Source organism: Aeromonas sp. SCS5 (assembly GCF_001887375.1).
Taxonomy (GTDB): Bacteria; Pseudomonadota; Gammaproteobacteria; order Enterobacterales; family Aeromonadaceae; genus Aeromonas; species Aeromonas jandaei.
In genome coordinates, this window is record NZ_LFCS01000007.1 from 163,037 (window position 1) to 176,479 (window position 13,443).

A 13,443-nucleotide genomic window follows, 5' to 3' on the forward strand; every position below is an offset into this window, starting at 1 on the left:
GGCTCGCCATCACCTAGCTGGTGAGAAACGCTTGCCCCCACATTTGTGCCTGAAAATAGATAGGAGTGAGCCTGGCCGGATCGAGCTGGTAGTGTGGGGCCAGCTGTGCCAGCAGAGCCCAGTTGCCCTGCTCGTAGGTGTTGACCAGCTGGAACAGGTGAAACAGCGGCCCCTCGCGCAGCTCGATAGCCCGTTTGACGTTAGTTGGCAGGTGGCGCTTCATCTCCTCCGAGAGCAGGGAGGCATCCTGCACCAGCCCGACCAGAAAGGCCCAGCTGGCGTCGGCTTTACCGAGCGCCGTGAGGGCGATGAGCTCGCAGAAGCGGCCGCGAGCAATGGCCATCCGGGTACAGGCTTCGGGCATATGCTGGCTGGCCCGGGCCAGCCCGTTGATCAGCACGAACTTGCGGATCTCCTGCTCCCCCAGATAGGAGAGGGCGCGGGGCACCGAGGTGATGGGGGTCGCGTGATCGAAACCGGGGGCGTTGACATAGGTGAGCAGCAGGCCCGGTAGCCAGGCATCCTGCTCCAGCAGGCGGGCGACTTGGGCAAACGAGAACTCTTCGTGGCAGATGAGCTGGAGGATCTGCTGTACCAGTGCCATGTCGGGCTGCTGGGCGCGCTGGTTGACCAGCTCGGGACGGGCGAGAAATCCGCCGGCGAAGAAATCGACCCCCGCCTCCCGCAAGGGGAGAAAGTCCTCCCACGCCTCGACGTTCAGCGCCATCCGCTTGTGATCGGTGGGCTGGCAGATCCCCTCTTCACCGGTCCAGAACACCAGCAGGCGGCTCGCGCCCAGCCAGCGGGCATCGCGATGGGCGCCATGCACGGCGAGCCGGCGCCGGCTGTCGCGCCACTGCTCCAGCACCGGAAAGGAGGTGGGTAGCCGTTCGCTGGATGCCTCGACCAGCGGGATGGTCTCCTGAGCAAACAGCAGGGGGCGTTGCTCATCGAGTTGTTCGTGGTTGAAGGGGAGCAGATATTGGCGCCCCTGCGCCAGCAGGTGGCTATGTTGGGCCAGTGCGGACCATTCGGCCGGTGAGCTGAGCTGATAGTCGATGCCGTAGGCCACCAGAGCCAGGCGACGATTGAAGATGGGATAGCGACGCAACAGCATGGGATCACCGATAAGCCAGAGTGCGGGCCCTCCCTTCTGATTTGGCGTGGTAAAGCGCCTGGTCGGCTTGTTCGGTCAGGCTCTGCCATGCCTCGTCCTGGGAGGGGACCAGATAGCTAAAGCCTATGCTAACCGTAATGAAATCAGCAACTCGGGATGCGGGATGTGGTAGTCGCAGACGGGCGAGTCCCTCGTGAATCCGCTCCGCCAGCTGCTCCGCTTCACCAGGTTGCGGTGCGCAGAGCAGGATGACGAACTCCTCTCCGCCATAGCGAGCCACCAGATTGGTGCGGCGGCGCTCCGCTTCCTGTAGCACCCGGGCCACCTGCTGGAGGCACTCATCCCCCTTGGCGTGGCCAAAGTGATCGTTGTAGCCCTTGAACTCGTCCACATCGATCATCAGCACGGCCAGCAGGCTCTGGGTACGTCGTGCCCACTCCCACTCCCGTTGCATGGTGATATCCCACTGGCGCCGGTTGGCGATGCCGGTGAGGGGATCTTCGAGGGAGAGCAGGGAGAGGCGCCGGTTGGCCTCCTCCAGCGCACGGTTGGTCTCGGCCAGCTGCATGGTGCGCTCGGCGACCCGCTCCTCCAGCTCGCGATTGAGCCGCTCCAGCTGCTCCTGGGTGCGCTGGCGGATCAGCAGTTGTGACAGGATGGCGGCGTACTGTTTGAAGATCTCGCTCTGATAGGCTTTGAGCGGGCGGTGCCACAGCAGGTTGTCGGCGGCAATCCAGCCGATGGGGATGGCGCCATCCCAGAGCGATACCATGGCGTTCCAGCCCTGTCCCACCTGCTGTTTCTCGTAGTAGAGAGGGGTATCTTCGAGCACCAGCACGTAATCCTTGCGCTTGAGCGCCTCTTGCACCGTGGGGTGATCCGGGATGGGGCTGACAAAGTCGTGTTCGTCTACCAGCTCTCCCTCCTCACTGGTGCCCCAGGTGCCGCGCATGGTCTTGCCATCGGGCTCGATGAGGAAGATGGCGACCCGGTCAAATTGCAGCTCCTTGCGTGCCAGCAGCACGGCATCACGCAGTAACTGGTTCTCGCTGCGGCTGCGGGAGAGAGTGACGCTGACCATGTGCAGTGCCTGCAGCATGGTGAGGAAGGAGCCCTGCAGCGCCTGACTCTGCACCAGATCGGTCTGGGTATGCAACCGCTGGTCCCGCTCCTGATCAACCTGATCTGCGAGCAGATGGTTGCTCAGTTCGGCGGTCAGGTAGTGGATCAGCAGCTGGATCCCCTGACGCTGATGGCGGGAGAGGCGATCGATCCGGCGGTGGGTTTCGAGGTAGATGACCCCTTCCAGCTTCAAGTGACGTTTGAGGGGGAAGCAGGCGCGCAGGCGGGGAGGTTGGGGCTCCGATTCATCCCGCTCGTCCGGAGGCTGGTGGACCGGCTCGATCATCAGCTGGCCCTGATGAATCGCCTTGTCGATCAAGGTGTGGGGCAGGGGCAACGCATCCAGATGGGCGAGATCGAGCGTGGTCAGCCCCTGCTCCAGCTGGAAGCGATAGAGTTTCGGCTCGGGGGATTTCAGCCAGAGATAGAGGTAGTCGGCATCTGTCTTGTCACGAATGGTAGCGAGGCTGACTTCGCATAATTGGGCAAAGTTGGTGAAGTGTTCCGGATCCCATTCCTGCATGCCAATATCCCTTTGGGTCTAACCCAGCGAGTATATATAGAGTCTGTTTAATTTATTGATTGAAATGTCAAAATGGAGATCCAGAGCTCAGATTTTGGCTCCTTTTATGGTGCGTGATGACGGGCTTTGCGTGGGGTGATTAACTGTTACGGGTAACAGCAATCAGTGGCAGGTTGGCAGGGAGATTTGAAGGGTTATGAAAAGAAGAGCCCGCACAGTGGCGGGCTCTGGAGAGGGGGATTTATTCCGCCTTGCTGGCTTCATCGACCGGTGCCGCAGCGTTATCCGCACCGCTCTCTGCGACCGGCGCTTCCGGTGCCGGACCGGGTACCAGATCTACAGCCGGTTTGGCGATGAGAGAGCGGGTCTCTTCCACCGCTTCGGTCAGCTTCACCTCGATGATCTGGCCGAGCTCGTAGACCACCTCGGTCTTGTCCAGATAGACGCGGCCGTTGTCCCAGTTGCACTCCAGTCGATCCTTGTTATCGAGGATGTGACGGGCAGGCATGAACACCACGGCGCCGTTCTCCTGCAGACGCAGCTTGAGACCGGCACGCATCACGTCGATGATCTCGGCGTTGAACACTTTGTCGGTGCCAGCATCGGCCTTGAGGTAGCGAACATAGAGCCAGTCGCCGATGTCACGCTCCACCATGCGGTGCAGACGGCGGCAGGCGGTCAGATGCTCGGTGAGCTCGGTGCTCGGGCGCTCGCCCGGGGTCTTGCCGGCGATAACGGCTTTAAGCAGACGATGGTTGACCATATCGCCGTACTTGCGAATAGGTGACGTCCAGGTGGCGTAGGCATCCAGACCCAGGCCGTAGTGGGCGCCCGGCTCGGAGGACATCAGCGCATAGCTCTGGAAACGGCGGATCTTGCCATCCAGCCAGCGGGTGTCGAGGTTGTCGATCCAGCGGCGCAGGGCACAGAAGCCGGAGAGGCTGGCGATCTCGTCGCGCTCGAACGGGGCTTCGGCACTCTTCAGCAGGTCGATGGCGCCGTCGAGGGACTCTTCGTCAAAGCCGGTGTGAACGTTGAAGATGCCGTAACCGACGCTCTTGCCCAGCACGCGACCGGCGCAGATGTTGGCGGCGATCATCGACTCTTCCACCATGCGGTTGGCGATGCGGCGTGGCTCGACGTGGATAGCCAGCACTTCGCCATTTTCGCCCAGCTCGAAGTCGTAGTCGGGTCTGTCCGGGAACACCAGCGCATGTTCGGTGCGCCACTTGATGCGCGCTTCGGTCATCGCCTTCATCAGCGGCAGCTGGGCCAGCACACCGGCGTCGATGGCCAGCTCTTTGCCATGCTCAGCCCAGTCGGAGACGTCGTCATAGTTGAGACGGGCGTGGGAGCAGATGCGGGCGGCGAAGAACTCGGTCTCCTCCAGTAGCAGACCATCTTCGGCGATGAGCAGACGGGCGCACAGGGTGTTGCGCTCCTCGCCCTCCTTCAGGGAGCAGAGCTCGTCCGAGAGGGTACGCGGAATCATGGGTACGTTGCGGCCCGGCATGTAGACGGTGAAGGCGCGCTGGGCGGCTTCCTTGTCCAGCTCGCTCCCTTCGGCCACATAGGCGGTCGGGTCGGCGATGGCGACCAGCAGCTCCCAGCCGTTATCCAGCTTGGTGATGGCCAGCGCATCGTCCATGTCCTTGGTCTTGGCACCGTCGATGGTGAAGAAAGGCACCTTGGTCAGGTCACGACGGGGCAGCTCCTCCTCTTCGATCACCTTCCACTCCGGCAGATCAGCCGGTTCGACCTGGGCCAGGTTGTGGCGCGCCAGCACCACCCACCAGGGCACGTTGTGATCTTCCTGAGCGGCAATCTTCTGGATGATCTCGGCAGAGAAGTTGCCGTCGACCAGCGCATGGCGTTTGAGGGTGGCGACTACCCAGTCCCCTTCCTTGAACTCTTTCTCATCCAGACCCTTCTTGACGCGGGCCTTGATGGCATCCTTGATCAGCGGGTGGTCGGCGACCACGTTGAGGCGGTCGCGGAACATCTTGACCCGGGCCACGAAGCGGGTGACGGACTGCTCCAGCAGGGCATCCGGCTCGGCCACTTCCTTCTCTTTTTCGGTACGGATCAGGGCGCTCACCCGGTCACCGTGCATCACCTTCTTCATGTAGGGAGGCGGCACGAAATAGCTGGTCTTCTCATCGACCTCCAGAAAGCCGAAGCCCCGATCGGAGGCGCGGATAACACCCTCTTTCTTGGGGATGTTTTCGCGGATTTGTTGCTTGAGCTGGGCCAGCAGCGGATTGTCTTGGAACATAAGTGAGGAACCTGAAGTGAAAACCTGGGTGGAGACCTGATGAAGGATCGCCCAGCACTATACGTTTTTAGCCCTGCAAAGCCAAGGTGAATGGCCTGCTCAGCGTGGTTTCAACTGCGATCTGGCATGGTCGATGAGACGTTGGGAGAGCTGCTTGTGAACCCCTTTTTCCAGTACCCAGCGGTGCCAGTAGAGGCGTTCCGTCAGGACGTGGTCGGGACTGAGGTTGAGCAGTGACCCGCCTGCGAGCTGGCCTCTTATCTGCAATTCGGGGATGAGACAATAGGCCAGGCCCTGTTCTGCCATGGCGACAAAGGCCTCGGACGAGTGAACCGTGTGACAGGGATAACCGCCGGGCTCCAGCCCGAAGTGTTGCGCCATGAAGCTGACATGCATGTCGTCGCGTTGATCGAAGGCCACTGCCGGAGCCTTGGCCAGCGCCTCCCGGGTCAGACCGTGGGGAAAGTGGCGCGCCACGAACGCGGGGCTGGCGGTAAGCTGATAGTTCATTTCGCCCAGCTCATCGACGCAGCAACCAGCCAGTGGCTGGGGGCTCAGGCTGACGGCGCCGAAGGCTTGGCCCTCGCGAACCTTGTCGAGGGTGCGGCTCTCGTCATCCACCAACAGATTGAGTTCGATGGGATGCTGCTCCAGCAAGGGGGCGATAGCGGGCAGAAACCAGGTGGCCAGGCTATCGGCATTGACGGCGATGCTGATACGGATAGGAGCTTTTGGCGTGGCGGGGGCCAGTTCGCCCGCCAGCTCAAGTTCGAGCTGGTGCACCTGACGATAGTGAGCCAGCAGCTTTTCCCCCAGCGGGGTTGCCTGCAACGGCTGATTGCGAATGATCAGCGGTTCGGCAAATTGCTGCTCCAGCTGCTTGATGCGTTGAGAGATAGCCGATTGGGTGATGTGCAGCGACCTGGCTGCCCGCTCGAAATTCTGCTCCTGCAACACGGCATCCAGTGCCCGCAGCAGTTTGTAATCCAGCTCTTTCATCCCTCATCCTCCCCTCGGCGCAGAGCCCAACTCTACGTGACTGCGCCGGGGACAACAACGGCGAGAGATGGCGCCATTCTGGCGGTGCTGTGATATCTGACAGTGGTAGAGGAGCCTTTTGGGGCAGATACTGGGCTCGTCGCGCTGGCAGCCCGGCGCGGAGTCATGGCGAGCCATTTGTCCCGGGGCGGGCTCCCGGGATTTTTTATGCTTGAGGGGTCAGTTCAGGCTGCTGATAGTGGCTGCTTTGATAGTTACCCTTGAGTGGCTGTGATACTGCCCTGGCGAAACGTTCATCGAGATGAAAGCGAATGCCAACCCCGCGAACTGCGCCCAGATCTACCGCCTGACGGTGACCAAGGCGTTCGATTGGAAGGCCAAGGCGTCGGAAAATGCGCTCTACCGGCAGGCTGACCACTGCGACCAGCTCGCGGATCCCGTGAGCGATTGCGAAAGCGTAGACTTCGCGAAAGATAACGCAGGTCAGTTCGTTGACTCCGCTTCCCATGCTGGGGGCACGGCTTGCATCTATGGCCAAACGGGTTAGCTCCCAGACATCGGAACTGCGTGGCGCGTTTTCGCCAGCCAGTGCCGTCGGGAATATCGTTGGTAGCATGTAGGCTTCGGCACAGTTGAGCATGCGGATACAGCCGCAAACACCTTCGCTATCTTCGATCAGCACCCAGTGCGTATCTGGTGAATCGAAGCTGTCACGCTCCAGTCCACGACGCGATTCGACATCCCACCCGAGGCGTTCTGAAAAGACGCTGTTGCGAAAGCGATAGAGTTCGTTCTCCACCTCGTTTCGTGGGTGTTCTCTCATTTTTCCAGTGAAAACAAACATTATGAACTCTCCATTACTCTATTCAGCGTTATAATCGGGGCCTGGTCAGGGGGACTACCACATGAAACGCGACCAACTGCTTGAATACCTCGAACACTTCACATCGGCCACAGATGGCAACCGCTTGGCTGAGCTGATCGGGCGCTTCACTATTGAAATGGGTTATGACTACTATCGTTTTGCCTTGATCATTCCCATGTCGATGCAAAGACCGAAGGTTGTGCTGTTTAATCAGTGCCCTGACTCCTGGGTGCAGGCCTATACCGAAAACAACATGCTGGCATGCGACCCCGTGATTCAGTTGGCGCGCAAACAGACATTACCCATCTACTGGAATCGCCTTGATGAACGAGCCCGCTTTTTACAAGAGGGGAGTATGGATGTGATGGGCATGGCTGCCGAATTCGGGCTGCGCAATGGCCTCTCTTTCCCTCTTCATGGCGCTGCTGGCGAAAACGGCATTCTCTCTTTCATCACTTCCGAGCGAGCATCAAGTGACTTGCTGCTGGAGTCCTCACCAGTTCTCTCCTGGATGTCCAATTACATCTTTGAAGCGGCTATACGGGTAGTGCGTTACAACATGGTGGAAACTTCGTACCCGGAGACTTTGACTGAACGCGAGACCGAGTGTCTTTTCTGGGCCAGTGAAGGGAAAACCTCGAGTGAAATTGCCTGCATTCTCGGCATTACCGAGCGCACGGTGAATTACCATCTCAATCAGGTCACCCGCAAAACAGGATCCATGAACCGCTATCAAGCGATTGCAAAAGGCGTCAGCAGCGGGATTCTGTTGCCCAACCTGGAACAGGTGGTCGTGACAAACTTTCCACTCGCACTGCAGTAAAACCCTACGACCTTGGTGGTAGCGATGGATTCTCCTGCTGCAATTGGAGGGTCACAATTGTCAGATCCTGTAATTGACAAGATGACTTGGTAAGAGCGTGGGTATTCGAGATTAAGAAATCATTAGGAAAATGAATCAATCAGTAAATCCATGAATTTCTCTGGATAGAAGCTCATCGCTATAGTGCCGTTTATTCCCAATTTCAGACGGTGCTTTTCATGTTCGCTACGACTCTGCAAGGCTTTACCCTTGGCCTTGCCATGATCATTCCCATCGGTGCCCAGAACGCCTTTGTGCTTAGCCGCGGCATTCATCGCAATCACCATCTGCTGACCGCAACGCTTTGCAGCTTCTGCGATCTCATCCTGATCGGGATCGGCGTATTTGGTGGTGCTACTGTCCTATCTGCAAGCCCCATTGGGATGGCGCTGCTGACCTGGGGCGGCGTGCTGTTTCTCTCCTGGTTCGGCGTGCGATCCCTGCGCAGTGCCTGGCGTGGTTCTCAGGTCGGGCTTGCCGACTCGCCCCAGCAAATGGGGGCCAAAAGCGTGCTGGCGATGACGCTGGGCGTCACCCTGCTCAATCCCCATGTCTATCTCGATACCCTGATGTTGCTCGGCTCCGTAGGCAGTCAGGTGGCAGACTCCTTGCGCCCGGCATTTGCCGCAGGTGCCATGCTGGCCTCGCTGGTATGGTTTTACTCACTGGCGCTGGGGGCTGCAGCTTTGGCCCCTTGGCTGGCAAAGGGGAGGGTGCAGCAGGGGATCGATCTGCTGGTCGGCATCATCATGCTGATCCTGGCGCTGCAACTGGCCAGAGGGAGTTAATTCATCCAGATAAAAAGATGCCACTCGCAGGGAGTGGCATCTTGGTTGTTCAGGGGGATCAGACCCGGAACTGCGAAAGCAGCCGCTGTTGCAGCAGGCTGGCCTGATGCAGTGACGAGGCGAGTTGCAGACACTCCTGCGCCTCCTGTTCACCGGTTTTGGCCTGCAGGCTGATGCCCGAGACTTTGTCGGAGGAGTGGCTGAGGGTGTGTGACAGCTGTCCGGTGGCAACGGCCACCTGTTGCACCATGTCGGCCAGCTGATCGATGGCACCCTGTACCTTGAACAGGATCTGCTTGGTGTTCTCGGAGTCTTGCATACCTGCTTCCACCGTCTTGAGATTGCGCTGCATCATCAGGTAGGCGGTCTCGGTTTGCTGCTGGATGCTACTAATCACCTGGCTAATCTCGGCGCTGGAGGCCGCTGTGCGGTTGGCCAAGGTGCGCACCTCGTCAGCCACAACCGCAAAGCCCCGCCCCATTTCCCCTGCTCGGGCCGCCTCAATCGCGGCATTGAGTGCCAGCAGATTGGTTTGCTCCGAGATACCGCTGATGGTGGAGATGATTTGGCCGATCTGCCCCGCCTGCTCCTTGAGGGAATTGATCGCGATGGCGCACTCGCTCACCTCCTGTACCACCCGCTGCATGCCCGCGCTGGCAGAGGCGACATACTGGCTGCTCTCGGTGGTCAGCTGGCGTACTTCATTGGCATTTTGGGCGGCCATGCTGCAGTTGTCCGAGATTCCGGTGGCAACCTGTACCATCTCTTCACTGTCATGATGCAGAGCCAGCGCGTGTTCTGCTGTCTGGCGGCTGCTCTGGCTGATGGCCTCCACCCGATTGACCGAGGTATGGACATGCTCGCTGATGTGCTGGTTGTTGTGCATCGTCGAGCTGATCATCTTCTGCAGCTTCTCGATAAAGCGATCCACGCTATTGGCGAGCGACCCGATCTCATCATCCCGCTTCAGGTTGATGCGCACGTTGAGATCGCCATCGCCTGCGGCTATATCCTCCATGCGTTTATTCACCTGTAGCAGCGGGGTGACCAGTTTGCGGGTCAGCCAGAAGCCACACAGGGTGACGATGACGAGGCTGAACACAAGGCCAGCCAGTATCAGGCTGTTGGTCTGGCCGATGATGCCATTGAGCTGGATAATCTGATCTTCCACGGTGGCATCGCCTTTTGCCTCGACATCGACCAGTTGCTGCGCTAGTCGATCTGCGCTTTGCTCATAGGTCGCCTGTTGTGTCTGATAACTGGCGAGGGCCGCTAGCCAGCTGCCCAGCAACTGTTTGTGGCGGGCCTGCAGCTCGCGGTATTGGCTCGACAGTGTATGGTCGCCGAATTCTCCGCTGCCCTGTGCATCGAACATTCCAGTGGCCAGCATCCGGCTGGCGGCACTCTCATAAAATGTGATTGCCTCTTCCAGCTCCTTTTTGATGGCATCCGAGATTCCGAGTCTACGCATCTTTTCCATGGCGTAGAGTTGGCGCAAGAAGCCGATATTGGCCTCCATACCGCCATCGGCAGCCTCCCATCGTGTTTCCAGACCGCCATTCCAGCTAATGGGTTGGTCAGGCGATTGCGTCAGGCCTTCCACGGCCTCATCACCGATGACCTCCATCTGTTCCGAGAGGCGAGCCAGTCGATCGGCATTATCGCGCAAGGATTGATCCACATCGGTATAGCTGCGATAGAGCGTCAGCAAGGCATCTTGCTGCTGTCGATAGTCCTGCTGCTGCTGCTCCATGATCTTGACTGCGGAAGGGTCGATGAGTTGCCCGTTGGCCACCCGCGTCAGTGCATCATCGGTTGCAGCCTTGGCTGAATTCAGTTTGCCATTATCGAGCGGGATCCCGTTGAGCATCTTCTGTATTTGCAGTTGCTGGTGGCCCAGTTCGATGGAGCCTTCCATGGCGCCATCTGCAGTTTGCCAGGCTGCCCCCAATACATAGGAGAGCAGATTGGCCAGTCGCTGGCTGCCGTACCAGCCGACGATCCCCATGCCCAGCGTGCAGCCAAGCAATATGGTGAGGCCCAGATTTGAGGTCGTAACAATCTTCATGTGATGGCCTTCCTTGGTGTGTTGCACTATCAGGTGCCGAATAAGTCTAATCAGACAACGCCATGTTTGCCAAAGATGCGGAGTCGGCTACCGGTTATCCCGTGCCTGAAAAAGCACAGGATCAAGCATGGTGGATCTTGCATAAAATGCTTCTCCGATGAGCGGCCACCGATAGGGCAATGCTGGATACTTATCCAGTTATTCTTTATGCTATGAGCCAATTTGCGAATTGCTGTACTGGTGAGGAGAGAGCCGTGATTGGTCGCTTGAGAGGCATTGTCATTGAGAAGCAGCCCCCCGAGGTTTTGCTGGAAGTGGGTGGCGTTGGCTACGAGGTGCAGATGCCAATGAGCTGTTTCTATGATTTGCCGGAAATCGGCAAGGAGGCGACCATCCACACCCATTTTGTGGTGCGTGAGGATGCCCAGCTGCTCTATGGTTTCAACCACAAGCAGGAGCGGGCCCTGTTTCGCGAGCTGATCAAGACCAACGGGGTCGGCCCCAAGCTGGCGCTGGCGATTCTCTCCGGTATGACGGCCAGTCAGTTTGTCATCTGTGTCGAGCGTGAAGAGATAAGCTCATTGGTCAAGCTGCCAGGGGTAGGCAAGAAGACGGCCGAACGGCTGGTGGTGGAGATGAAGGATCGCCTCAAGGGGTGGGTCAGCCATGATCTCTTCTCCCCAGCAGCGGTCACCTTGCCATCTCGCGAGCCGGAACTGCGAGCACCGGATGCTGCGGAAGAGGCGGCCAGCGCCCTAGTGGCGCTCGGTTACAAGCCGCAACAAGCGAGCCAGATCGTCAGCAAGGTCGCCAAAGATGGCATGTCGGTGGAAGATATCATCCGCGAATCCCTGCGTAGTCTGGTGTGAGGTAGCAGATGATTGAAGCTGATCGTCTCATTTCGTCCAGTGCCGCCCGCGAGGACGACATTATCGACCGTGCCATCCGCCCCAAAAAACTGGCGGACTATACCGGTCAGGATGCTGTTTGCGAGCAGATGGAGATCTTTATCGAGGCGGCGCGGCAGCGGGGGGAGGCTCTCGATCACCTGCTGATCTTCGGCCCGCCGGGTCTGGGCAAGACCACCCTCGCCAACATCGTTGCCAACGAGATGGGGGTCAACATCAAGACTACCTCTGGCCCCGTATTGGAGAAAGCGGGTGATCTGGCTGCATTGCTCACCAACCTCGAACCACACGATGTGCTCTTTATCGACGAGATCCACCGCCTCAGCCCGGTGGTGGAAGAGGTGCTCTATCCGGCGATGGAGGATTACCAGCTCGATATCATGATCGGGGAGGGGCCGGCGGCCCGCTCCATCAAGCTCGATCTGCCCCCATTTACCCTGATCGGTGCTACCACCCGGGCCGGCTCTCTTACCAGCCCGCTGAGGGATCGCTTCGGCATTGTTCAGCGTCTCGAGTTCTACAACGTCAAGGATCTCACCGATATCGTCTCCCGCAGTGCTCGCTGTCTGGGGTTAGATATGACAGAAGATGGTGCCATTGAGGTCGCTCGTCGCTCTCGCGGCACGCCGCGGATTGCTAACCGCTTGTTAAGACGGGTGCGCGACTTTGCCCAGGTCAAATCCGATGGCCGAATCGATGGCCCCATCGCAGCTCGGGCGATGGACATGTTGGACGTCGATAACGAGGGGTTTGATTTTATGGACCGCAAGTTATTGTTGGCTGTCATAGACAAGTTTATGGGGGGCCCGGTGGGTCTCGATAACCTGGCGGCGGCAATCGGTGAAGAGAAAGATACGATTGAGGATGTACTGGAGCCCTATCTGATCCAGCAGGGCTATCTGCAACGTACCCCAAGAGGGCGGATAGCGACTACGCGGGCATATGCTCATTTCGGCCTTCAGCGGCCTGATGAGAAGTAAGAAAACAGCTGTTTGAGTAAAAAACCGCCACCTGAGGCGGTTTTTTGTTATGCGGGCCAAAAAAAGCCCACGGCGGATGCGGTGGGCAAAGACAATTCAGGATGGATGTTCACAGACAGTGAGTGCGTCTGGACACAGACCGGAAAATAAACAGGTGAGCCGTCGCGAGCTCTCAGAGTCGGTTCAGTTGATAGAGCTGAACAAAGGAAAGCTTGTAGTAACGGATGGTTTTAGCAACAAACTTTTTCATCTTCGATTCCAATAGACAGGTTCAAATTGATGGTCGAATACGTACCGTGAACCCGGATTAACCGGCCTGTATCCAAGGGGATGCCCTCACTGCGAGGCGCATTGTAGGAGTTCGAATCGGCGTGGGCAAACAAGAAAAATTGCACCGTTCAGATTAGTTTATCTAATTTATTTCTCGATTGGTTTGGCTCGCATGAGTATGCATTTTTAGCAGTTTTAAATTGCGTTTTTCAGAGCAGGAGTCAGTTGCGAATAACATAAGAAAAAGAAGCTTGGCTCCATTTTTCAAATTAAATGAAGGCATTGTTGGTTAAATAATTAAATTGATTTAAATCAATAAATTACTGTTTTTGTTATTCTGTGATCTGACTCATGTCATCAGACGTTAAATAGTTTAAAAATGCCTTTTGCGGTCATCTTTTGCGGGTGCTTTTACATTGATTTCAATCAAATAAAGGTGATATAAAACCACAGTCATCATGGGCGAGAATAAATTCCAGCTGGTTGTTTTATAAATGTTAAACATTAGCTTTCTTTGTTCTCAGTTATTGCCTTGTTGTTAATGCTGGTTGTTAGTAATGGGGTTTTGTTGTGAGTGCTCATGGCGGGACCCATTTGATGGCCATCAACGGAAGCTTTGTGCTTAAAACTTAAAATAGCCGTGCCAATAATCGGTGAGGAAACATC

At 57.6% G+C, this 13,443-nt stretch carries 10 protein-coding genes; 4 read left to right on the top strand and 6 right to left on the bottom strand.

Annotated elements, in window-relative coordinates:
- Positions 1 to 13: 13 nt before the first annotated feature.
- From BS300_RS10660 to BS300_RS10680, 5 genes are all read right to left on the bottom strand, one after another.
- Positions 14 to 1,117 (bottom strand): HDOD domain-containing protein, encoded by a 1,104-nt coding sequence (locus BS300_RS10660; RefSeq protein WP_071912649.1) that lies wholly within the window; start codon positions 1,115 to 1,117, stop codon positions 14 to 16.
- A gap of 4 nt (positions 1,118 to 1,121) precedes the next feature.
- The gene (locus BS300_RS10665) at positions 1,122 to 2,762 is read right to left on the bottom strand and encodes a sensor domain-containing diguanylate cyclase (RefSeq protein ID WP_071912651.1); all 1,641 of its coding nucleotides are present in this window, start codon (positions 2,760 to 2,762) and stop codon (positions 1,122 to 1,124) included.
- A 241-nt stretch (positions 2,763 to 3,003) separates the two neighbouring features.
- Positions 3,004 to 5,037: an exoribonuclease II gene (locus BS300_RS10670; RefSeq protein WP_071912653.1), complete on the bottom strand. Its 2,034-nt coding sequence runs from the start codon at positions 5,035 to 5,037 to the stop codon at positions 3,004 to 3,006.
- Positions 5,038 to 5,136: 99 nt separating this feature from the next.
- Positions 5,137 to 6,036 (bottom strand): LysR family transcriptional regulator ArgP, encoded by a 900-nt coding sequence (locus BS300_RS10675; protein WP_071912655.1) that lies wholly within the window; start codon positions 6,034 to 6,036, stop codon positions 5,137 to 5,139.
- Between the two features lie 205 nt (positions 6,037 to 6,241).
- On the bottom strand, positions 6,242 to 6,880 hold the full coding sequence (locus BS300_RS10680; protein ID WP_041209189.1) for an acyl-homoserine-lactone synthase: 639 nt from the start codon (positions 6,878 to 6,880) through the stop codon (positions 6,242 to 6,244).
- A 61-nt stretch (positions 6,881 to 6,941) separates the two neighbouring features.
- Here BS300_RS10680 and BS300_RS10685 point away from each other — a divergent pair, with 61 nt between their 5' ends.
- Together BS300_RS10685 and lysE are read left to right on the top strand one after the other, a co-directional pair.
- Complete coding sequence (locus BS300_RS10685) at positions 6,942 to 7,724, top strand: LuxR family transcriptional regulator (protein WP_041209188.1); 783 nt, start codon at positions 6,942 to 6,944, stop codon at positions 7,722 to 7,724.
- Positions 7,725 to 7,942: 218 nt separating this feature from the next.
- Entirely contained in the window at positions 7,943 to 8,551 is a 609-nt protein-coding gene (gene lysE, locus BS300_RS10690; RefSeq protein ID WP_071912657.1) for an L-lysine exporter, read from the top strand.
- Between the two features lie 58 nt (positions 8,552 to 8,609).
- Here the strand turns inward: lysE and BS300_RS10695 are convergent, their stop codons facing one another.
- Positions 8,610 to 10,619: a methyl-accepting chemotaxis protein gene (locus tag BS300_RS10695; protein ID WP_071912658.1), complete on the bottom strand. Its 2,010-nt coding sequence runs from the start codon at positions 10,617 to 10,619 to the stop codon at positions 8,610 to 8,612.
- A gap of 254 nt (positions 10,620 to 10,873) precedes the next feature.
- On the opposite strand from BS300_RS10695, the gene ruvA reads away from it, so the two are divergent.
- Both ruvA and ruvB read left to right on the top strand, forming a co-directional pair.
- Entirely contained in the window at positions 10,874 to 11,488 is a 615-nt protein-coding gene (ruvA, locus tag BS300_RS10700) for a Holliday junction branch migration protein RuvA (RefSeq protein WP_071912660.1), read from the top strand.
- Between the two features lie 8 nt (positions 11,489 to 11,496).
- Positions 11,497 to 12,507, top strand: a complete 1,011-nt coding sequence (gene ruvB, locus BS300_RS10705; RefSeq protein WP_033115129.1) for a Holliday junction branch migration DNA helicase RuvB — start codon at positions 11,497 to 11,499, stop codon at positions 12,505 to 12,507.
- Positions 12,508 to 13,443: the final 936 nt, after the last annotated feature.